General features: G+C 60.0%; 23 protein-coding genes. 11 read left to right on the plus strand and 12 right to left on the minus strand.

The features are described from left to right. Nucleotide 1 precedes the first annotated feature (1 nt). Nucleotides 2–418 carry a TRAP transporter small permease gene (locus WNY80_RS07040; protein WP_342886637.1) on the minus strand — a complete coding sequence of 139 codons (417 nt, stop codon included), beginning with the start codon at nt 416–418 and terminating at the stop codon, nt 2–4. Nucleotides 419–498: 80 nt separating this feature from the next. Beyond that, nucleotides 499–1,476 carry a TRAP transporter substrate-binding protein DctP gene (dctP, locus tag WNY80_RS07045; protein WP_342886638.1) on the minus strand — a complete coding sequence of 326 codons (978 nt, stop codon included), beginning with the start codon at nt 1,474–1,476 and terminating at the stop codon, nt 499–501. Between the two features lie 101 nt (nt 1,477–1,577). Here dctP and WNY80_RS07050 point away from each other — a divergent pair, with 101 nt between their 5' ends. Together WNY80_RS07050 and WNY80_RS07055 are read left to right on the plus strand one after the other, a co-directional pair. Next, nucleotides 1,578–2,234, plus strand: a complete 657-nt coding sequence (locus WNY80_RS07050) for a GntR family transcriptional regulator (protein WP_342886639.1) — start codon at nt 1,578–1,580, stop codon at nt 2,232–2,234. Between the two features lie 155 nt (nt 2,235–2,389). Continuing rightward, nucleotides 2,390–3,139, plus strand: a complete 750-nt coding sequence (locus tag WNY80_RS07055) for an SDR family NAD(P)-dependent oxidoreductase (RefSeq protein WP_342886640.1) — start codon at nt 2,390–2,392, stop codon at nt 3,137–3,139. 186 nt (nt 3,140–3,325) lie between these two features. Here the strand turns inward: WNY80_RS07055 and WNY80_RS07060 are convergent, their stop codons facing one another. The 3 genes from WNY80_RS07060 to WNY80_RS07070 are packed head-to-tail and all read right to left on the minus strand — an operon-like array spanning nt 3,326 to nt 6,115. Further along, nucleotides 3,326–3,958, minus strand: a complete 633-nt coding sequence (locus WNY80_RS07060; RefSeq protein WP_342886641.1) for a GntR family transcriptional regulator — start codon at nt 3,956–3,958, stop codon at nt 3,326–3,328. Nucleotides 3,959–4,001: 43 nt separating this feature from the next. Then, nucleotides 4,002–5,024, minus strand: a complete 1,023-nt coding sequence (locus WNY80_RS07065; protein ID WP_342886642.1) for a Gfo/Idh/MocA family oxidoreductase — start codon at nt 5,022–5,024, stop codon at nt 4,002–4,004. Continuing rightward, a complete protein-coding gene (locus WNY80_RS07070; RefSeq protein WP_342886643.1) occupies nt 5,021–6,115 on the minus strand; it encodes an isocitrate/isopropylmalate dehydrogenase family protein in 1,095 nt (364 codons plus the stop codon). Before WNY80_RS07070 ends, WNY80_RS07065 begins: the two co-directional genes overlap by 4 nt. 127 nt (nt 6,116–6,242) lie before the next feature. On the opposite strand from WNY80_RS07070, the gene WNY80_RS07075 reads away from it, so the two are divergent. The 7 genes from WNY80_RS07075 to otnC all read left to right on the plus strand — a co-directional run bounded on the left by WNY80_RS07075 (nt 6,243) and on the right by otnC (nt 12,104). Then, nucleotides 6,243–7,247: a TRAP transporter substrate-binding protein gene (locus WNY80_RS07075; protein ID WP_342886644.1), complete on the plus strand. Its 1,005-nt coding sequence runs from the start codon at nt 6,243–6,245 to the stop codon at nt 7,245–7,247. A gap of 68 nt (nt 7,248–7,315) precedes the next feature. Continuing rightward, the gene (locus WNY80_RS07080) at nt 7,316–7,864 is read left to right on the plus strand and encodes a TRAP transporter small permease (RefSeq protein WP_342886645.1); all 549 of its coding nucleotides are present in this window, start codon (nt 7,316–7,318) and stop codon (nt 7,862–7,864) included. Next, nucleotides 7,861–9,144, plus strand: coding sequence for a TRAP transporter large permease (locus WNY80_RS07085; RefSeq protein WP_342886646.1), 1,284 nt, complete (start codon nt 7,861–7,863; stop codon nt 9,142–9,144). Before WNY80_RS07080 ends, WNY80_RS07085 begins: the two co-directional genes overlap by 4 nt. Before the next feature lie 11 nt (nt 9,145–9,155). Continuing rightward, nucleotides 9,156–9,446 (plus strand): putative quinol monooxygenase, encoded by a 291-nt coding sequence (locus WNY80_RS07090; protein ID WP_342886647.1) that lies wholly within the window; start codon nt 9,156–9,158, stop codon nt 9,444–9,446. Beyond that, entirely contained in the window at nt 9,443–10,237 is a 795-nt protein-coding gene (locus WNY80_RS07095; protein WP_342886648.1) for an N-acyl homoserine lactonase family protein, read from the plus strand. Before WNY80_RS07090 ends, WNY80_RS07095 begins: the two co-directional genes overlap by 4 nt. After that, entirely contained in the window at nt 10,234–11,463 is a 1,230-nt protein-coding gene (otnK, locus tag WNY80_RS07100) for a 3-oxo-tetronate kinase (RefSeq protein WP_342886649.1), read from the plus strand. Before WNY80_RS07095 ends, otnK begins: the two co-directional genes overlap by 4 nt. Beyond that, nucleotides 11,460–12,104 carry a 3-oxo-tetronate 4-phosphate decarboxylase gene (otnC, locus tag WNY80_RS07105; RefSeq protein ID WP_342886650.1) on the plus strand — a complete coding sequence of 215 codons (645 nt, stop codon included), beginning with the start codon at nt 11,460–11,462 and terminating at the stop codon, nt 12,102–12,104. Before otnK ends, otnC begins: the two co-directional genes overlap by 4 nt. Before the next feature lie 130 nt (nt 12,105–12,234). Here otnC and WNY80_RS07110 read toward each other — a convergent pair whose 3' ends face one another. The 6 genes from WNY80_RS07110 to WNY80_RS07135 all read right to left on the minus strand — a co-directional run bounded on the left by WNY80_RS07110 (nt 12,235) and on the right by WNY80_RS07135 (nt 17,722). Further along, nucleotides 12,235–13,212, minus strand: coding sequence for a fumarylacetoacetate hydrolase family protein (locus WNY80_RS07110; protein WP_342886651.1), 978 nt, complete (start codon nt 13,210–13,212; stop codon nt 12,235–12,237). Nucleotides 13,213–13,303: 91 nt separating this feature from the next. After that, nucleotides 13,304–13,876 (minus strand): OsmC family protein, encoded by a 573-nt coding sequence (locus WNY80_RS07115; RefSeq protein WP_342886652.1) that lies wholly within the window; start codon nt 13,874–13,876, stop codon nt 13,304–13,306. Between the two features lie 174 nt (nt 13,877–14,050). After that, nucleotides 14,051–14,821 (minus strand): cyclase family protein, encoded by a 771-nt coding sequence (locus WNY80_RS07120; protein ID WP_342886653.1) that lies wholly within the window; start codon nt 14,819–14,821, stop codon nt 14,051–14,053. Nucleotides 14,822–14,843: 22 nt separating this feature from the next. Continuing rightward, nucleotides 14,844–16,154, minus strand: coding sequence for a TRAP transporter large permease (locus tag WNY80_RS07125; protein ID WP_342886654.1), 1,311 nt, complete (start codon nt 16,152–16,154; stop codon nt 14,844–14,846). After that, on the minus strand, nt 16,151–16,666 hold the full coding sequence (locus tag WNY80_RS07130) for a TRAP transporter small permease (protein ID WP_342886655.1): 516 nt from the start codon (nt 16,664–16,666) through the stop codon (nt 16,151–16,153). The genes WNY80_RS07125 and WNY80_RS07130 overlap by 4 nt, the downstream gene beginning before the upstream one ends. Then, the gene (locus WNY80_RS07135) at nt 16,667–17,722 is read right to left on the minus strand and encodes a C4-dicarboxylate TRAP transporter substrate-binding protein (protein WP_342886656.1); all 1,056 of its coding nucleotides are present in this window, start codon (nt 17,720–17,722) and stop codon (nt 16,667–16,669) included. A gap of 134 nt (nt 17,723–17,856) precedes the next feature. Here WNY80_RS07135 and WNY80_RS07140 point away from each other — a divergent pair, with 134 nt between their 5' ends. Beyond that, nucleotides 17,857–18,762 carry a LysR family transcriptional regulator gene (locus WNY80_RS07140; protein WP_342886657.1) on the plus strand — a complete coding sequence of 302 codons (906 nt, stop codon included), beginning with the start codon at nt 17,857–17,859 and terminating at the stop codon, nt 18,760–18,762. Between the two features lie 31 nt (nt 18,763–18,793). On the opposite strand, the gene WNY80_RS07145 is transcribed toward WNY80_RS07140, so the two are convergent. Continuing rightward, complete coding sequence (locus WNY80_RS07145; protein ID WP_342886658.1) at nt 18,794–19,207, minus strand: MarR family transcriptional regulator; 414 nt, start codon at nt 19,205–19,207, stop codon at nt 18,794–18,796. A gap of 104 nt (nt 19,208–19,311) precedes the next feature. Here WNY80_RS07145 and WNY80_RS07150 point away from each other — a divergent pair, with 104 nt between their 5' ends. Next, nucleotides 19,312–20,436, plus strand: a complete 1,125-nt coding sequence (locus WNY80_RS07150) for a substrate-binding domain-containing protein (protein ID WP_342886659.1) — start codon at nt 19,312–19,314, stop codon at nt 20,434–20,436. The last annotated feature ends 6 nt before the right edge of the window (nt 20,437–20,442 follow it).

Consider the following 20,442-nt stretch of genomic DNA (forward strand, 5'->3'; position numbering starts at 1 on the left):
GTTATTCCCCGGTTTCGCGCTGGGTGGCCTGTCCGGCGCCGAGCAGGCGCAGGACGAGCCGCAAGCTGATCAGCGCGAAGGCGATGGGTACGATCAATTGGGCAACCCAGACCGGGAACGGCAGGTTGGAATGCGCAAAACTCAGGTTGAAGCGGATCGATTCCTTGACGAAGACGACGCCGAGCCATGTGGCCGACAGGGTGAACGCCAGGCACAGAAAATCCGCGAACCAGCCGAGCCGTTTCTGGGCCCGCTCGCCAAGCAGGCTGACGATGAACTCGACGCGGATATGATCATTGCGGCGTGTCAGCCCGATGGCGCTGAGATAGACCAGCATGATCAGCAGAACCCGGGCGAATTCTTCAGACCAGGGAAGGGAAACACCCCAGAATGTCCGGGACGTCATGTCGTAAGTCACCAGAAGAAAGACTCCTGCGAGGCTGAGGACGGCAAGGCCGTCCTCAGCTCGGGCCAGGATATTGCTGACCTTGTTCAACATCACTTGCTGTAGGATTCGAGTTCAGTCATCAGATCGGTGCCGATCTGCGATTCGAATTCCGTCCAGACCGAACGTGTTGCCTTCATCCAGTTGTCGCGTTCTGCTTCCGACTGCATGTGAACGGCAACGCCGGCAGCGCGCAGGTCATCCAGCGCCTTGTCGGAGGCTTCTTCCGAGCGCTTGCGGTGGCTCTTGGCAACCTCGGTGGCAGCTGTCTGGATGATTTCACGAAGCTCGGGGTCAAGTCCGTTCCACCATGCGGTGTTCACGGTCCAAGGATAGAAAGCCATGTAGTAGGGCGCGTAGGTCACGTGCCGGATGCTCTCTTCCCACTTGTAGACGGTGTAGCTGTCGGTCGGAACGTTCAGGCCGTCGATGACGCCCTGCTGAATGGCCGGCGAAATTTCGCCGAAGTTGATCGAGACCGGCTGGGCGTTGAGTTTCTGCAGCATGGCAAGATTGACCTTGCCCAGACCGCGGAACTTCAGTCCGGCCATGTCTTCGGGATTGATCAGCGCCGTTTCGCGGGTGCCGGGAACAAGGTAGTCGAACGGCAGGATGCCGATTACGGTTGCGCCCTTTTCTTCGGTTTCGGCATAGACCCGTTCAAAGAACTTGTCGTCGATGGCCTTGTAGAAGGATTCCTTGGTCGGGAATGCGTAAGGCAGTTCCGACACGGCGCTCCTTGGCGCAAGTGCGCTCCAGTAAGCGGAAATCAGCGTCGTCATTTCAGCATCGCCGCGCAGGATTGCCTGCACGAGATCGAGGCCGCGATAGAGGCTGCCGCTTGGGAAAAACTTGACTTCGATCCGTCCGTCGGACCGCTCTTCAACGATCTTCTTGAATTCCTGGTTGGCGGCGCCAGGCGTGATTTCCAGCGAATACTCGACCGGGAACCGGATCGTGACTTCCTGGGAAACGGCCGGCGCGGCATACAAAGTCATGCCTACGGCTGCGAGGGCCAAAATGGTCTTCATAAATTCCTCCTCCTGCTAAAGATATCTATTGCATGAGCCACCCTGTTGATGGCAACATTGTGCATGATCTAAAACACTTTCGAAAGTTTGGCAACCTTTAGATGATTAGCAGAAGCACGAAAGCATGGGAAATTTTGCGCAACGCGATCGTATCGGGGCGATTGAAGCCCGGTGCGCCGTTGAAAACCTCTGAACTTCAGGAACTGTGCGGGATGAGTGTCTCGCCGGTCCGGGAGGCACTGGCACGCCTTGTGGCGACGGGTCTTGCGACCGCCGAGCACAATCATGGATACCGCGTGGCGCCGCTCAGCGCGTCTGACCTGCAGGATCTCGTCGACACTCGGATCCGCGAGGAGTCCTGGGCGCTGAAGCGGTCAATCGAGAATGGCGATGAGATGTGGGAGGGACGAATTCTCTCCAGCCTGCATGTTCTCGAACGGCTGCCGAGGGAAAACCCCGAAGACCAGAGCCTCTACAACGAGCAATGGGAAACCCGTCATTCCGATTTTCACAACACCCTGATTTCCGAATGTGGCTCCAAGCTCACGCTTGGCTTTTGTGAAACCCTGCGTGACCAGAGTGACCGGTACCGGAGATTGTCGCTTGTTCTGGAAGGCGGCGGGCGGAACGCCAGGAATGAACACCGGGAAATTGCCGAGGCGACAATCGCGCGTGACGCGCCGCGCGCGATTGAAGCGCTGTCCTCGCACTATTCGATGACAGCACGGTACCTGCTGGAAACTTATGTCGAGGAGTGAAGCTCAAAGGCCGCATTGCGCTGGAGCGTTCTTGACGCGGGATGGCCCCGGGAAAGTGCGCTTGCTTTCCCTGGTCCAGGTGACGGTGGGGCTCAGGTCACATGAAAGCCCGGCGGCGCGTGTGTGGTTATGACCGAGATAAAGGAGAGGGTGAAATGAACAATTATGATTATGCGGACAAGGTTGCGGTCGTGACCGGCGGCGCCAACGGCATCGGAGCTGCGGTTGCCGAGCGAATGGCCAGATCCGGCGCACGTGTGGCGATATGGGACATGGATATCGGTTCACCGGAAGCCAAGATTACCGCGATCGCCGAGGCGAACCGGTTGCTGGTTCAGGTCGATGTCAGTGATGCAGACGCGGTGGCGGCTGCCTTTGCCAAAACCGAGGAAGCCTTCGGCAAGGTTGATATCCTCGTCAACAGTGCCGGGATTGCCGGTCCGACCAGCACACTGGCCGAATATCCGCTTGAGGTGTGGCGCAAGGTGCAGCAGGTCAACGTGGATGGCACGTTCTTGTGCTGCAAGGCCGTGGTGCCTGGCATGATGGCCCGCAATTACGGCCGGATCGTCAATATCGCGTCGATTGCCGGCAAGGAAGGCAATCCCAATGCCTCGGCCTACTCGGCATCCAAGGCCGCGGTTATCGCGATGACGAAATCACTGGGCAAGGAATTGGCAGGGCAGAACATCGCCGTCAATTGCGTGACACCGGCGACCGCCCAGACACGGATTCTCGAGCAGATGAGCCCCGAGTTCATCGACTACATGCTGTCAAAGATCCCGCGCGGCCGGTTTGTCACGGTCGACGAGATCACCAGCATGGTGATGTGGATGTCCTCGGAGGAAAATTCCTTCACCACCGGCGCGGCTTTCGATCTGTCTGGTGGCCGGGCCACCTACTAGAGCTGCTGCGGGCACAGGACTTGCTGCAATCGAAACAATCGAATTTCATACCAGCAGCGCCCCGAGGGGCGCTGCTGGCGTTTTGAGCTGACGGGATTTTCTTGCCGGGTTCCCGGCCGCGGCGTCTGCAAATGGAGAACGTGGCGATTGCTTGCCGGCGCTGATAGTCTCGGGCAGGAGCGGGGATCAGACCCGGCGAAGGCCGTGCTGGTTGAGCAGGTTGATGAGCATGTCCTTGGCCTCGGTCCTGTGTCTCCAGTGGATCTGTCGCGCGTCCGTGGAATCGCCCCTGGCAATGGCCTCGTAAAGTGCGCGGTGGTCTTCGTTGGATTTCCTGGGCATTGGCCGCATATGCAGCGTCAGGGCCCTTGCCCGTCTGACCTGATCGTTGAAATTGGAAACGATTGTCTGGATCCGCTTGTTGCCGCCCAGGCGGACAAGTTCGTCGTGGAAGGCAGCATCGGCGCGGGCCCAGCCCTCGCGATCATTGGCTTCCACGCTGGCTTCCATCTCAACGGTCGCGGCCTTGAGCCGGGACAGTTCTTGTTCGGAATAACGCGCTTCGGCGGCAAGCGATGCGGCCAGGCTTTCAAGCTCGGTCAGCACCTCGTAGATTTCGCGCATGTCATCGGCTGACAAGGCCGATATCCGGACGCCCTTGCGCGGGCGGACTTCCAGCAGGCCTTGCGATTCGAGAACGAGGGTCGCCTCGCGGACCGGTGTTCTCGACATGCCGAGTTTTTCGGCGAGTTCGCTTTCAAGGTGATCCGACCCCGGAGGCAACTCGCCCGCAAATATCAACGCTCTGAGTGCATCCACTGCCCGAATACTCTGAGACTTTGATTTTGCTTCCACGGACACTCTAAACCCCTTGTTTCCGACCCTCGTTTGCTGACCGGTAGATCGCTTCTTCGACCTCTATAACACGAAGATAATCGGCTGCAGTATTTTCGAATGGCCCGCTTCCCATGAGACCATCGACAACGTGGCGCTGAAGTGCAAACACGCAATCGCCGGCAAAACCGCGCCAGTCCCGTGGCTCGAGCAGGGTCCGGGTTTTGGTCTGGCCGAAAGAGCGAAGATGCAAGGCGCCGTTGCCGGACAGGGTGATGGTGCCGGTGGTGCCTTCCAGCAATGCCTCGCCCAGGGTCGTGCGGGTGTTTTCGGATGCATGATCGAGATGGCGGTTGCCGTCGAAGATGGCCCGGACGCCGTGATCGAAATCGAAAATGATGTAGCCGGCATCCTCGCCCGCGATCACCGGGTTCATCTTTCTCAGGTCGGCATAGACAGCGTTGATGTCTCCGAGCAGGAACCGGAAGGTATCGATCCAGTGCACCGCGGTCTCGTGGACGAGAAAGCGCTCCATCTTCTGAAAATACGGCTGCCGCGAGAGATAGGCATCGGGGCCTTGTCCGTCACCGGTCCGCAAGCGGAAGGTCAATTGATGAACATCACCGATCTCGCCGGCAGCCAGAGAGCGCGCCATTTCCCGGTACCATGGCTGGAAGCGGAAGTTTTCATGCACGATCAGCGGAACGCCCGCCTTTTCTGCAAGAGAGACAGCAATCCGGGCTTCCTCGAGTGAGGCGCAGAACGGCTTCTGGCAGATGATTGCCTTGACGCCGTGATCCAGCGCCGCCTTGATTGCAGCCAGATGGGTTTCGGGTGGCGTGATGATGTCGAGAAGATCCGGAGACGTGGCTTCGAGCATTTGCTCGAGACCGGCGAATGCCGGATGACCGGTCTGCCGGGCCTTTTCGATGTTCCGGTTGGCTATGCCGACCAGTTCCACCTCTTCAATCCGTTCCCAGGCGTCGAAGTGAAACTGGCTGAAATATCCCGCGCCCAGGCAGGCGACCCGCAAGGTTTTGTCCACGATCATGCCTTTTCCGTGATTTGTTCCAGAACCGCATCGGCGGCTGCTTCGGTGCCGCTGGTTCCGCCAAGATCGCGTGTCAGGACGCTGCCGTCAGCGACCACCTTGTAAACGGCGTCGCGCAATTTCGCCCCATCGGAGACCATTTTCTCGATGTTGTGCTTTGTGCCGAGCCAGTCAAGCATCATCGCGGCTGACAGGACCATGGCGAATGGATTGGCCACGCCCTTTCCGGCGATGTCGGGGGCCGAGCCGTGGCAAGGCTGGAACACGGCGTGGTCGTGGCCGATATCTGCGGATGGCGCCAGTCCAAGCCCGCCCATGATGCCGGCGCCGAGATCGGAAAGAATGTCACCGAACATGTTTTCCGTGACCAGAACATCAAACAGCCAGGGCTTCTCGACCATCCAGAGTGCAGTGGCGTCGACATAGGCGTGGTCGGCGGTCAGCTCGGAATATTCCTTGGCCACGCCATCGAAGATCTCGCGGAAAAAGGCAAAGGCGCGAAACACGTTTGCCTTGTCGACGCAGGTCACCCGGCCCTTGCCAGTGCCCAGGGCCTTGCGCTGCCGGGCATACTCGAAGGCAAAGCGGAACAGCTTTTCGCTGGTCTTGCGCGTGATCAGAAGGGTTTCGCGCGCCTCGTCCTTTGTCACTTCTCCCTTGCCCTTGGAATGAAACAGGCCCTCGGTGCTTTCCCGGATCAGCACGAAGTCGATCGACTGGCCACCGGAAAGCTTGAGCGGGGTGGGCTGGCCCGGCACGACCCGCACGGGGCGCACGCCGGCAAACAGGTCGAGTTCGATCCGCAGATCCAGTTGCGGGGAAATCTCGGTGCCGTCCTTGTAGCGAACCGATGGTAGACCCATGGCTGCGAGCAGTATTGCATCGGCGCGCCGTGCCGTCTCCATCGAGGCGGATGGCAGCGATTCTCCGGTCTTGGCATACAAGGCGGCGCCAGCCGGAGCCTTGGTGAAAGCCAGCTCGTAATCGGGCTGCCCTTTTGCCAGGGCTTCCAGTATGCGCATCGTCGGGGCTGTGATCTCCGGCCCGATCCCGTCGCCCTCGAATACTGCGATTTCGAATGAATGGACCATGAATTTCCCCTGAGTGATGAACCGGCATTGAAAGGGCCGGATGAGCCTGCAAAACGAATTTGACAATGAATTTTTTAATGTATACGTTAAATAATTGCAACACAGATTTTTTGCCTGGGAGGACAACATGAAGACTCTGATCAAAACGCTGGCCGTCACAACCGCATTGATGGGCGCGCTTGCCACATCCGGATACGCCCAAACGGTTCTGAAGTTCAGCCATACCGACAATCCTGGCGGTTCGCGTCAGGCTGCAGCCGAGGTTTTTGCCGAGAAGGTGAAGGAGTATACGGAAGGTCGGTATGAAGTCCGCATCTTCCCGGCCGGACAGCTCGCAAATGACCCCAAGGCCATCGAACAGCTGCAGCTGGGCGGGGTTGATTTCACCGTTTCGGCCACGGGCTCCTATGCCACGCACCTGACAACGCTCAACCTGACCGCGATGCCTTTCCTGGTCGACACCTATGAGCAGGGCTGGGAATTTTATGACAATTCCGAATGGCTGAAGGGTGAATTCGACAAGCTGCCTGAAGTCGGTTTCCGGGTTCTGTCGACATGGGAAGCCGGTTTCCGCAGCTACACCACCAAGGACCCGCTGACATCGCCCGCAGATGCGGTCGGCAAGAAAATGCGCGTGTTTCCGAACGACATGATCCGCTGGACCATGGAAGCTGTCGGCTTCCAGACCGTGGTGATGCCGATCACCGACGTCTATCTTGCGATCCAGCAAGGCACAGTCGACGGTCAGGAAAATCCGGTTGATACGATCAAGTCGCTCCGCTTCTACGAAGTGGCGCCCTACATCACCCTGACGCGCCATGTTTACAGCCCGCTGCCTTTGACGGTGTCTGAAAAGACCTGGCAGAGTTTCTCGGACGCGGACAAGGAAGCGGTCAAGAAAGCCGCCGTCGAATCCTCCGCCTTCAGTCGTGACCTGGTCAAGAACTCGGTCAACGCACAGCTCGAGGAAATGACTGCCGCCGGCGCCAAGGTGTCGACACCTGAAATCGGCCCCTTCCGCGATGCGGTTGCATCGGTCTATGACAAGGCCCGTGGCGTTTACGGCGCCGAGGCTGTTGACAAGGTGTTGGCTGATGCAGCCAAGATCCGTGAGATGATGCCAGCGAAATAAGTCTTCGCTTTCGGTGAAACCTGGATCAGGGCCTTGATGGTCCTGATCCTTTTGTCTGGGGCTTCGGCATGGATTACAGGGTTACCTACCCGTTCGCGTTACGGGTCTTGAGCGGCCTGATCGACATTTGTCTCGTGTTGGGTGGCATTTCAATCGTCACGCTTGTCTTCGTCAATGCGACGCTCAGGGGCGCGGCGGGGTTCGATCTTGCCTGGTCCCTCGAAGTCACCGCCTTTCTTCTGCTCTGGACAACCTTTCTTGGCTGTGCCGCGGCAATCGCCCGCGGTGCGCATATGCGCGTCACCGAGATTGTCGAGATGTTCTTCCCGGCAAAGGCCCAGCGGTTCCTGTCGGTCGCGATCAACATCGTGGTGATGGTGACAATGGTCAGCCTGATCGTAGAGGGATACTCGATTTCCAGCCATACCTGGGCCCAGAGAACGACGGTCCTGTACTGGCCTGTCGGCTTTCTTTACGCCTCGATGCCGGTCGGCATGGGGCTTTCGCTGATTTTTCATGTCTTCAATACGCTGCATGACTGGCGTTCGCCGCCGGACCGTGATGGTCCGCCGATCGCCCATCATGTCGATGGTGCCGATACGGGAGCCGTGCTGTGATCCTGCTGTTTGTCATTGCGGTGTTTCTCACCACCGTTTTCATCGGGGTGCCGCTGGTCTGGGCCATCCTGATCACCGCGATCCTGCCGATCCTCGTGTTCGACCTGGGCTATCCGCTGCAGGCGCTTTACCTCAATTTCATAGGCGGGGTTGAGCCCAACCACTTCCTTGCCATCCCGCTGTTCATCGTCGCGGGTGAATTGATGAGCCGCGGCGGCGTTGGCCTGCGCATCATCGGGTTTGCCCGCGCCGCCTTCGGCTTCATGCCGGGCGGGCTTGGCATGGTTGTGGTCGGGGCCTCGATGATATTCGGCGGCATTTCCGGATCGGCAATCGCCGACAGCGCCGCCATCGGCGCGGTGATGATCAAGAACATGGCCAAGGAAGGCTACGACAAGGCGTTTGCCGCCGGTCTCGTCGCTGCTGCCGGTACCATCGGCATCATCATTCCGCCGTCGATCCCGATGCTGATCTACGGTTTTGTCGGCAACGTCTCGGTGGCCGATCTGTTTCTCGCCGGCATGGTGCCGGGCATCATCTTCGGTCTCGCGTTCATGCTGGTCTGTTACTACGTCGGCAAATCCACCGGCTGCGATCCCGGGGGGCGCACCACCACACGCGCCGAATTGTGGAGTTCGTTTGTCGGAACAGCACCGGCGCTGTTCATGCCGATCCTCATTCTTGGCGGTATTTTCAGTGGCTGGGTGACACCCACCGAGGCCGCGGCACTGGCCGTGGTCTACGGGCTGGTGGTGACGATCTTCGTCTACCGGGATTTCCGCATCAAGGATCTGCCTCAGCTGATGATCGATGCGTTCGTGACCAGCGCCACGGTGATGGTGGTGATCGGAGCAACGACGGTTCTCGGCTGGCTGATCACGCTTGAACAGATGCCGCAGGTTCTCGTCGGGTTTGTTCAGGACCTGTCTTCAAGCCCCTGGGTTTTCCTCATTCTGGTCAACCTGGTGCTGCTGGTTCTCGGCCTGGTTCTCGATCCGGTGCCGGCGATCCTGCTGACCGCCCCGCTGTTCCTGCCGACCGCACAGGCCTTCGGTATCGATCCGGTGCATCTGGGCGTCATCATGACCTGCAACGTGGCCGTCGGCCTGTTTACCCCGCCGGTGGGGGCGACGCTCTACGTGGCGTCGCGCATATCCGGGGTCGGGGTGCTTTCCATCGCGCGCAGAATGGGCATGCTGTATTTCGCGGCGATCTGCGCGCTGCTTCTCGTGACCTACGTTCCCGCGGTGTCGATGACGATGGTCCACCTGTTCCGTTAAGTGAGGTTGTTATGTTTGCTGTCGTTGTGACGTTCAAAATCAAGGCCGGCATGATCAACGAGTTCATGCCGCTGATGCTCGAAAATGCACGGGCCTCGCTGCGGGACGAACCCGGTTGCCATCAGTTTGATGTCTGCACCGACGAGGCGCAGCCTGACAGCGTGTTTCTCTACGAGCTTTACTCGGATCTCGCCGCGTTCGAAGCCCACCAGCAGACTCCGCATTTCCAGCAATTCGGCACGACCGGTGGTCCGATGGTCGAGGCCAAGGATGTGCGGACTTTCGCGCAGGTCCACCGATGATCTGGGAAGTCTATGCGCTCAAATATGCCGACCGGAACAGCCGCACGCGCAAGGACAGTTTCATCTTCGATGACAATCATGACCAGCCGCATGCGATGGACTATTTCATCTGGGTGCTGAAATGCGGCGATGAGGTAATCCTGGTCGATACGGGCTATGACGAGGCCGAAGCCCGGCGCCGGGAGCGGCCGATCATCCGGGAACCTGCCGCCGCCCTGCAGGGCATCGGCATTAGACCCGAAGACATCACCCGCCTCATCGTTACCCATCTGCACTATGATCATGCGGGTGGTCTCAACCAGTTTCCCAACGCGACCATTCACCTACAATCCGCCGAGATGGCATACGCCACCGGGCCCTGCATGTGTCACGACACGCTGCGGATGCCGTTTTCCGCCGATCATGTCTGCGAGGCGGTCAAGCGGGTCTATTCGGGGCGGGCGATTTTTCATGATGGCGACGGCGAAGTTGCCGATGGCGTGACAGTGCATTGCATCGGTGGCCATTCGCGCGGACTGCAGGCGGTTCGGGTGCGGACGGCGTCGGGATGGCTGTGCCTGGCGTCTGACGCCGCGCATTACTATGAAAACGTGTTTTCCAGAAAACCTTTTCCGATCGTTGTCGACATGCAGAACATGCTTGACGGGTTCGACCGGATATCGGCGCTTGCCAGTGACCGCAGCCTGCTCATCCCCGGCCACGATCCGCTGGTGATGAGCCTGTTCGAGCGGGCAGGGGCAGACTATGCCGTGCGGCTCGATACGGGTCCGGCAAGGGAGTTCACGCTGTGAAGATCGGGGTTGTCGCGGATGATTTCACCGGTGCCTCCGACATCGCACTGACCCTTGCCGAAGCCGGCATGAACACGCTTCTGCTGGCGGATATTCCGGGCGAAGCGTCACCGGCCTGCGACGCGGCCGTGATCTCGTTGAAATCCCGGACAGCACCGGTTGCCGATGCCGTCGAGCAATCGCTGAAGGCCTGTGACTGGCTGGTCGCGCAAGGTGCCGAGCAGATCATCTTCAAGGTCTGTTCAACGTTCGATTCCACAGACAAGGGCAATATCGGCCCGGTCCTCGATGCTCTGGCCGTGCGCCTGGACGAGCGCGCAGTCATCGTCTGTCCGGCCTTTCCGGAAAATGGCCGAAGTGTCTACCAGGGGCACCTTTTCGTCGGCGACAGGCTGCTGAATGAAAGCGGCATGCAGAACCATCCCTTGACGCCGATGACCGATCCGGACCTGCGGCGCGTGCTGGCGCGCCAGACAATCTGGCCGGTGGCGCATGTGCCCATCCGGACAGTTTCGGTGGGTGCCGAGGCGGTATCCACGACGCTTGAGACGCAGACGGCAATGTTCATTGTCGACGCCATCGGGGATGACGATCTTTATACCATCGGCACTGCAGCCAAGGGCCGCAAGCTCCTGTGCGGTGGCTCGGGCATCGCGCTTGGGCTGCCGCGCAATTTCGGTTTTCAGCCCGGCTCTCCGTCCTGGGCCGGAGTCTCGGGTAAGGGCGTGGTCCTGTCTGGCTCCTGTTCGCTGGCGACGCGGGCGCAAATCGGCAAATACAAGCAATCCGCACCTTCGCTTGAATTGACCGCCGAAGGGATTATGGCCGGTACTCACACTGCAGAGACTGTTGCCGACTGGGTGATGGCGCAGACGCATGATGCGCCACTGGTCTATTCCTCGGCGGAGCCCGAAGTGGTCAAGGCCGCGCAGGAGCGCTATGGCCAAACGGTGGTCGCCACCCGGATCGAGGGCCTGTTTCATGACCTTGCCGCCGAACTGGCGCGTCGCGGGGTTAGCCGCATTGTCTCGGCAGGCGGTGAAACCTCCGGCGCGGTGGTCAAGGGGCTTGAGGCCGGGACACTGGCTGTCGGGATACGGCTTGCAGCCGGGGTTCCGGCTTTGAGGGTCGACGACCGGGCGCTGGTGATCGCGCTGAAATCCGGAAATTTCGGTGACGAGGACTTTTTTGCAACGGCCATGGCAAAGCTGGCGGGGGATCAATGAGCGAGGAAACCACGGCCCGGGACGGAATAGCCCGCTGGGCAAAATCGATGTTTGACCGCGGACTGACAAACGGCTCGTCCGGCAACATCTCGGTGCGATTGTCCGATGGCCGGTTGCTGGTTACGCCAACCGGTTCCAGCATGGGGTTCATTGATCCGGCGCGCATCAGTCTCATCGACACGACGGGTCAGCTGGTCAGCGGCGATGCGCCGACCAAGGAAATCCCGCTGCACAGTGCCTTTTACGAAACCCGGTATGGTGCCGGCGCGGTGGTGCATCTGCACTCGTGCCATTCGGTGGTGTTGTCAGTGCTGCCGGAGACCGATCCGGACAACGTCATTCCGCCGATCACCGCCTACAGCGTGATGAAGCTTGGCCGCGTCAAGCTGCTGCCTTATTTCATGCCCGGCGATCCGGCCATGGGTGACGCCGTGCGCGGTCTGCTTGGCAAGCGTTCGGCGGTTCTTCTCGCCAATCACGGACCGGTCGTTTGCGGCAAGGATCTCGATGCGGCTGTCTATGCCATGGAAGAGATGGAGGAAGCGGCAAAGCTGACCCTGATGTGCCGTGGCCTGTCGCCGAACCTTCTGACAGAGGAACAGACCGGCGCCCTGGTACGGAAGTACAATCCCGAAAGCTGACGCGCATGTTTCGAGGGCGGTGAGTAAATATCGGCTTGGGGAATGTGCGACTGGCGGGAAAGCCGATGTCCCGCCTGCCTGGTGTCATGACCGGCCTGCTCGTGGGTGAGCAGGCCGGCTCGAGCAATTGTTAGCCCAGAACGGAGACGGATTGGGTGATGTCGCCAAAGAGGTTGTCACCGGCGGCGGTTTCAGCGCGCATCTCGACCCGGTCACCATGCTGCATGAACGAGGTCCGGGCTTCGCCGTGCTTGATGGTCTCGATGGCACGCCGCTCGGCGATGCAGCTTGAACCGACGCTCTCGTAGTCCTTGTTCGAAACCGTGCCGGAGCCAAGGATCGTACCGGCGGGCAGATCGCGCGAATAGGCGGCATGGGCGATCAGCTGGTTGAATCCGAACTTCATTTCGTCACCGTTGGTGCGGCCGAATTCCTCGCCATTCAGACGGATCTGCAGTGGCAGGCAGACACGGTTGTTCTGCCAGCCCGTCCCCAGCTCGTCCGGTGTGACGGCGAGAGGTGCGATGCCGCAGGCGGGCTTGCATTGCAGCCAGCCAAAGCCGGTGGCCATCTCGATCGGACCCAGCGCGCGCAGGCTCCAGTCATTGATCAGAACGATCAGCCGGATGTATTTCCCGGCATCTTCGGCCTTGGTACCCATCGGCACGGCATCCAGGATCACCCCGTATTCACCTTCAAAATCGATCCCGTCCTTGGCCGAGGGAAAGACCGCTGTTGCCGTTGGCGGCAGAAAACGATTGGACATGCCCTGGTACATCAAGGGGCGCTCATTGAGGCCGACTTCGGGCAGGCCCCAGGCTTTCTGCAGCAGCAAGGAGTGGGTTTCAAAGGCCGAGCCGTCGAGCCATTGCCACGCACGCGGCAACGGCGCGAGCATGGCATCGGCGGTAAGCGGCTGCGCACCGGGGGCCTCGCCCGCATTGAGCTTGTCATACTGGGATTTCCAGGCCGAGGCGTTTTCAGTCCATGTTTCAAGCGCCTGCTGCAGGGTCTCGACCTTTTCCGCAGCGACTGCGTGCTTTCCGTCGCGCGAGGCGATGTGAAGCCGTCCGTCAGGTGTGCCGTTGGCGAGCGTAACGAATTTCATTGGCATGTGCTCCTTGTGTCGTCTTCGCGGGCGCCGTCTCGCGTGAGATCCTGCACCCTGAATTGATCGGTTATGTTTCCGTCGGCAAACTTCAAACGGCTATTCCATCGGTCGCGCCGTTGACGAAAACCCTGGTTGTTGTCGGTACGGCATTGGCAATCGTGGCAATCGCCATGCAGGCATCGCGGCAGATTGCGACAAGCTCCCGGATTTTCTCGTCGGGCTCGTCGCTGTCGATCAGCACGTGACAGCTGTAGGCGTCGCAGCGCCCCACGCCTTGTCCACCGTTCTGCGGGTCAGGCTGCAGGGTGGCGTACTCGGCACGGATCTCGACCTTGATCCTGCTGATTTGCATGGGGGCCTTGTGCAGGTAGCCCTTGATGTGGGTCAGCAGGCAGAAGGCAACGCCCATGATCAGATACCCCAATGGCGAGGGGGCCGTATCGTCCCCGCCCATCCCCGTGCCTTCGTCGCATATCACTTCCCAGCTGCTGTAATCGGGCCGGGGGCTCAGGATCACGCCGCGCTTGCGCTGGCCTTCGCCTGGTTCGGCGATGACATGGTAGGGAAAGCAGACGGGTTCACCCGGCTTGATCCTGGCTTTTTCATACGGTTCGAAAGATTGCAGCTCCGGCGGATTTTCGGTTCGGGTAACGATGTGCACTTGGTGCTTCCTCAATTCGTGGTCCGGTCGGTGTCCGCCAGGCCGGAAGGGGCTGGAACCGCGGCAACGGCGGCGATCTGGTGGCCCTGAAAGTTCCGTGTCCCAAGAAGTTTCAGGGCCTGTCGGTCGTCACCACTGCCGCCGCGGCGCAGCGGATGATGGTGTCGGCGCCACTCAGTCCCTGAAGACTGCCACCGGCCGGCACCAGCCGGCGCTTGCATCCTTGACCTTGACTGGGAAGCAGATCACCTCGAAGCCGAAGGCGGGGAGGGTGTCCAGCGCCGCCATCTTCTCCATGTGGCAATAGCCGCGCACCATTCCGGCGCGGTGACCTTCCCAGATCAGCGAGGCATCGCCGGTCTCCGCCACTTTCTCCGCGGTGTGCGTGAAAGGCGCGTCCCAGCTCCAGGCATCGGTTCCCGTCACCCGCACACCCCGTTCGGTCAGGTAGAGCGTGGCCTCACGACCCATTCCGCAACCGGTGCCGACATAGGCGGGCGTGCCATAGGCGTCGGCTGCGGCGGTGTTGACCAGCACGATGTCGCCTTCGCGCAAGGTGTGGCCGATGCGGGCAAGTTCGTCTTCCACGTCCTTGGCGGTGGCGACATAGCCATTGCCGAAATGACGGAAATCCAGTTTCACACCCGGGCCCCAGCACCATTCCAGCGGCACCTCGTCGATGGTGATGGCGCGCTTGCCGCCGTCCATTGTGGAATGGAAATGGTAGGGCGCATCCAGATGGGTGCCGTTGTGGGTGCTCAGGGTAACCTGTTCGACCGCCCAGCCCTCGCCGCCAGGCAACTGGTCGCGGGTGACTCCGGGGAAAAATCCGAGCACCTGCTCTGCCGTGGTGTCATGACCCATGTAGGCAATCTTTGGCCCCAGGCCGGGCGGGTCGGCGTAATCGGTGTTTTCCAACGGCCGGGACAGATCGACAAGTTTCATGAGACTCTCCGTTTGAAAGGGGTCAGCGCCCCAGAAGTCCGGTTGCGATAACCGGGAAAGCGATTACGAGGCCCAGACAGACCAGCATCATCAAGGCGAAGGGAGCCGCACCGATGAAGATGTCCTTCAGGCTGATGTCGGGGTCATTCAGGGTGGATTTGATCACGTAGACCGAGATGCCGAAGGGCGGCGTCAGCAGTCCGATTTCGACGGCGATGACCGTGATGACGCCAAACCAGACCAGATCGACATGCAGCCCGGCCATCACAGGCAACATCAAGGGCACCAGGATCAGCATGATCGAGCCGCTGTCGAGGATCATGCCGAACAGGATCACCACCAGCACATAGAGCAGGATGATCGACAGCATGCTCATGTCGGCGCCGGCAACCATCACGCCGAACTGGGCGGGGACACCGGAAAAGGAGAGCATCCGCGAATACATCTGCGCGGCAATGATCAGGAACGATATAGCTGCCGTGATCAGGCCGGTTTCAACCAGGACCCGCCACAGGGCCGCCAGCGACAGCCGGCGTTTTGCGACGCCGATGATCAAGGCCCCGGCCACACCCACCGCGCCGGCTTCGACCGGTGTGAAGAATCCGAGGTAGAGCCCGCCCAGGACAAGGCCGATCAGCAGTGCAATCGGCATGCCCTTCGAGATGACTTCGGACGGAGGCATCGTCTCGGTGCCGGAACTGAGCGCGCGGCCAATGAAGCCGGGCGCGAGATAGGCCATCAGAATCGTGCCGACGCCAAACAGCAGGGCCAGAAGCAGGCCCGGACCAACACCGGCGAGAAACAGGTCGCCGATGGATTGCTCGGCCAGCAGGCCGTAAAGGATCATCAACAGACTTGGCGGGATCAGCATGCCGAGCACCGAGCTGCCAGCCACCACGCCGACGGAATAGCGGGCGGTGTAGCCATGGCGGCGCAGCTCCGGCACCGCGAGCTTGGTGAATACGGCAGCCGAGGCAATGGATATTCCGGTTATGGCGGCAAATATCGTGTTGGCGGCGATGGTGCCGATGCCAAGCCCGCCCTTGATGCGTTTGAACATGGCGTTTGCGACATCGAAGGCATCGCGCCCCATGCCGCTTTCCGACACCAGGAAGCCCATCAGAACGAAGACCGGAACCACGCCGAAGAAATAGCTGGAGATTGCGTCATTGGCGGCAAGGCCGAGCATCTTGGCGGCCAGAAGCGGTGTGCCCTTGATTGCCCACACGCCAACAAAGGAACACAGGATCAGGGCAATCGGCACATAAAGCCCGCCCAGAACCAGCGTGCCCATTGCCAGCAGGCTGATCATGCCGATGGCAAAGTCGGTCATTCGATTGCGCCCCTGGTTACACGCTGGATGATCCGGGCGAGAAATTGCAGGGCCAGCAGCGTTCCGCCGATCATGATCATCAGCTTGGCCGGCCAGGTCGGCATGGTGAAATTGCCGACGGCGCCGACAAAATCATTGCGGGTGAAGGCTTTGACCAGGATTGGCCAATGGGCATAGAGAATTGCGCCAATGACCAGCAGTCCCAGGATCTCGAAAACGATCTCCAGCAGATTGGCTGCGCGCGGTGCGCGCGAGCGCAATGTGGTGATCACGGCGTCCGACTGGGTGAGCCGTCCGGCCTTGAGCGCCTGGGGCACCTGAAGAAAGACGATGGCCACGATAGAGAGTGACACCATCTCCGGTACGCCGGGCAGCGGTGTGCCGAACAGGTTGCGGCCCAGCACGTCGATGCAGATCATCAGGACCAGCCCGACGATCAACATCGTGCCGCCGATATTTGCCCCCTGCGTGGCCAGATTGAGGACACGCAGGGGGAGGGATGGCGATGACATTTATTCTTTGTCCCAGTCGCGCAGCGGCTTGGCGCCCCCGGCCCGCATGCGGTCCATGTATTCGGCCAGTACGCCTGAACCGTCCTTGCCGGCAGCGTCGAGGCCTTCGGCCCATGTCCTGGCGGCATTGTCCATTCCGCTTGCCCACTGCTCACGCAGCTCGTCGCTGGCGTCGGTGATCGTTGCACCGGCGGCGGCCATCTTGTTGAAGGCAATATCGACGAAGGCTTCAAGGTCGCCGATGTACCATTCGGCAGTCATCTCGGATGCGGTGCGGAAAGCAGACTGCACGTCCTCCGGAAGGCCATCCCACCAATCCTTGTTCGCGCACAGCGAGCCGGCGTACTGGGCGCCAAGCCCGGCCTTGGTGATGTAGGGGGCGACTTCGTAAAGCTTGCCCGGGAAAGCGGCGGAGGCGAAAACGATCACCCCGTCATACACACCGGTCTGCAGTTCATTGTAATACGTGGTCAGGTTGCCCTGAACGCCAACCGCGCCGGTGCCCGACAGCCAGTTGATGGCAGCGCCGGGGGCGGCAATCTTGCGGCCTTCGAGATCGGCCAGCGAGTTGACCGGGAAATTGGTCATCAGGGTGTAATCGTCAATCGATGTCGGTGCGCCAAGATAGACAACATTGTTGTCCGTGTAGGCCTGCTGCATACGGGCATCCTCGACGTGGAGGTCGTGCATCGTGTCTGCAACAAGACGCGCATTGGCGCTGACGAAAGGCGTGTAATAGGTAACGTTCTGAACCGCCATTTTGGCAGGATCGAACAGGCTGGAGCAGACGCCGATTTCGGCCAGGCCGGCCTCGACGGTTTCAAGCTCTTCGCCGACGCCGGCAATCGCGCCGCCATATTGCTCCGAGAAGGTGATCGTGTGGCCAGCTTCGGCCAGTTTCTCGGTCACTGTGGGAATGAATGCCTCCGGCAGCATCTTCACCCAGCGGAAGACCGGCGGATGACCGGCGACGATGGTGACGTTGTAATTGTCGGCAAACACGGCGGTCGACGACAGGAGAATAAGCGCAGCAGCGCCCAATCCGGCAAATTTCATGGTGTCCTCCCAAAAAGACCACGCGCTGCCGGGCTCCTCCCTGCAGCCGTGACTTGGGCCGGAGCTTAACGCGAATGCCGCAAAGTAAGGAAATTGATATTGACGCTACCCGTCAGTGATGATGTTAATACCTCGTGCATCTTGAGAAACTCGACCTGAACCTGCTTGTCGTCATTGACGCGCTGTTTCGCACCAGCAGCGTGACTGATGCGGCCGCGGAGCTGAATCTGACGCAATCTGCGGTCAGCAGCGCGCTCAAACGCGCGCGGGCGCATTTCGAAGACGAGATCTTCTTCTACGACGGCCAGAGGATGAGCCCGACACCCTTCGGTCAGTCGATCGCGGGCATCGTGCCCGAAATGGTGACGCGGCTTCGCGCGCTTTCACGGATGCGGGCCACAACAGACCTGGTGTCGCTCAACCGCCAGTTTACGGTGATCGCGTCAGACTATGTGGCCGCCGTCTGCCTGTCGGCTGTTTCCAAGCGGCTTTCCCTGGTTGCACCAGACGTGTCGCTGGCGGTGGTGCCGTTCAGCGAGGATTCGATGGACAGGTTCCATCGCGGCAAGATCGATTTCATGATCGGGCCTTCCTACTGGTCGGCAGCGAGTTACAAGCGTGCCGCGCTGTTCGAGGATGGCTTCGAGTGCATTGTCTGCAAGACCAACCCTGTCTGCAAGACCGGGCTGACGTTTGAAAAGTTCCAGGATTCGCCGCATGTGGTCACAAACTTCTTTGTCGGCGAAGGCAAAAGTCATTTCGAGAACTGGCTGGATGAGCAGAATTTCGACATCAAGATTGTCGCGTCCCTGCCCAGTTTTGTCGTGCTTCCGCATTACATCTCCGGCACCGCCAACATTGCAACCATACACAAGCGGCTTCTCAGCCAGATCGGACATTTGAAGGATCTGGTCTGCTTCGATCCGCCCTGTGACATCCCGCCATTGACGGAATACCTTACCTGGAAAGAGCATCAGGAATTTGATGTCGAGGCAACGTTGATGCGGGAGTTCATGCTGGAGATCGGAAAAAGCATCTAGGCCGGCCGGGCGTCTCCCCCAGGTTTTGCCGTCACATCAACCGGCCGAGGATATCGGTGAGCTTCGCCACCTCGTTTTCGCCCAGCAGGTTGCAAATCGCATCATCCTGACTTTGAACCACGTCGCGGATCTGGGCCATGCGTTTGCGCCCCAGATCGGTGAGCATCAGGTTGACCTGCCGCTGGTCGCTCTTTCCAGCCTGACGGTGCACCAGCCCGTCCATGACCATGCGGTCGACCATCTTGGTCAATGTCGGCGGGTTCATCAGCACGATTTTGGCCAGTTCGCCCATGGTCTGACTCGGTTGTGCGTCCAGCGTCTCGAGCACGCGCCACACCTCCACCTGCACCCCGTGTTCCTTCAGTGCTGCCGTCAGCGACTGGTGTACGGCGCGGTGCGCTGCGGCCAATGTGTACGAGATGTAGGATTCGATCGGGCTTTTCATGTCACTTCCCAGAAGACGTGGTGCGTAGAAAATAGTTGACTTGGAAAATAATTTCAATTGCAATGAAGAAAAACCAACAAGCACGGCTGATAGGGGACACGTGCATGGAGTTTTCCCGGGCCACAGTGGCATTTCCGGCAGAGCTGAATGACCTTCGCGACTGGGCTTCTGTGAGCTCGGCGGGGTTCTATCGCGTGGCGTTGCTGATTCCCATGTGCGGATCCGCCGGACTTTGGGCGCCGTCGTGCATTTCATCGGCCCAGCTCGCCGTGGAAGAGATCAATCGCGGCAATGGCATCAATGGCTGCCAGGTCCAGCTGATCATGATCGACTCGGCGCTCGAGGCGAAGGAACCGGTCGAGGAAGTCGTCAATGACCTGATCGAGGCCAACGCCATAGACGCGATCGTCGGCATGCATATCAGCGCCATCCGGCAACGGCTGAGCAAGGTCGTGCGCCAGCGGGTGCCCTATATCTATACTCCGCTCTATGAGGGCGGCGAGAACACGCCCGGGATCTTTGCCATCGGCGAAACGCCGCATGAGCAGCTGGGCCCCGCCATCGAGACGCTGCAGCAGCAGTTCAGGCCCAAGCGCTGGGCGCTGATCGGCAATGATTATGTCTGGCCGCACACGTCCCATTCCTATGCCAAGACCAGGTTGAAGGAACTGTCCGTCGGCCTTTGCTACGAGCGCTACCTGCCGTTCGGCGTGCGCAACATGGCGCATTATGTCGACGAAATCGCGCATTCGGGGGCGGAGGCGCTGCTGATCTCGCTGGTCGGCCAGGATGCCGTGACCTTCAACCGGGCATTCGGTGCGGCGGGACTGGATGGCAAGATGATCCGGCTGTCATGCTGCATCGAGGAGAACGGGCTGCTTGCTTGTGGCGACCGCAATCTCAAACGGTTCTTTTCCTCGGCGAGCTATTTCGGCTCGCTGAGAACCGATGGCAACTGCGCCTTCAAGGAAAGCTATTACGGATTGCACGGCGACAAGGCTCCGGTGCTCAATGTCATCGGCCAGTCGACCTATGAGGGGGTTCATTACCTGTCGGCGCTGATGGACGACAAATCCGCTGATTGGCGTGGGCGCAACATCCTTTCCGGACCGGCCTTCCGCTATCGAAGCGTGAAGCGCGCCTTTTCTCCGAAGCGGCCGGTGGCACGTGCCCCGATCTATCTGGCCCGCGCCGACGGGATCATGTTTGAAGTGCTAAAACAGATATAAATCAGT

The organism is Hoeflea sp. AS16 (assembly GCF_038900095.1).
In the GTDB taxonomy this organism is placed as follows: Bacteria; Pseudomonadota; Alphaproteobacteria; order Rhizobiales; family Rhizobiaceae; genus Hoeflea.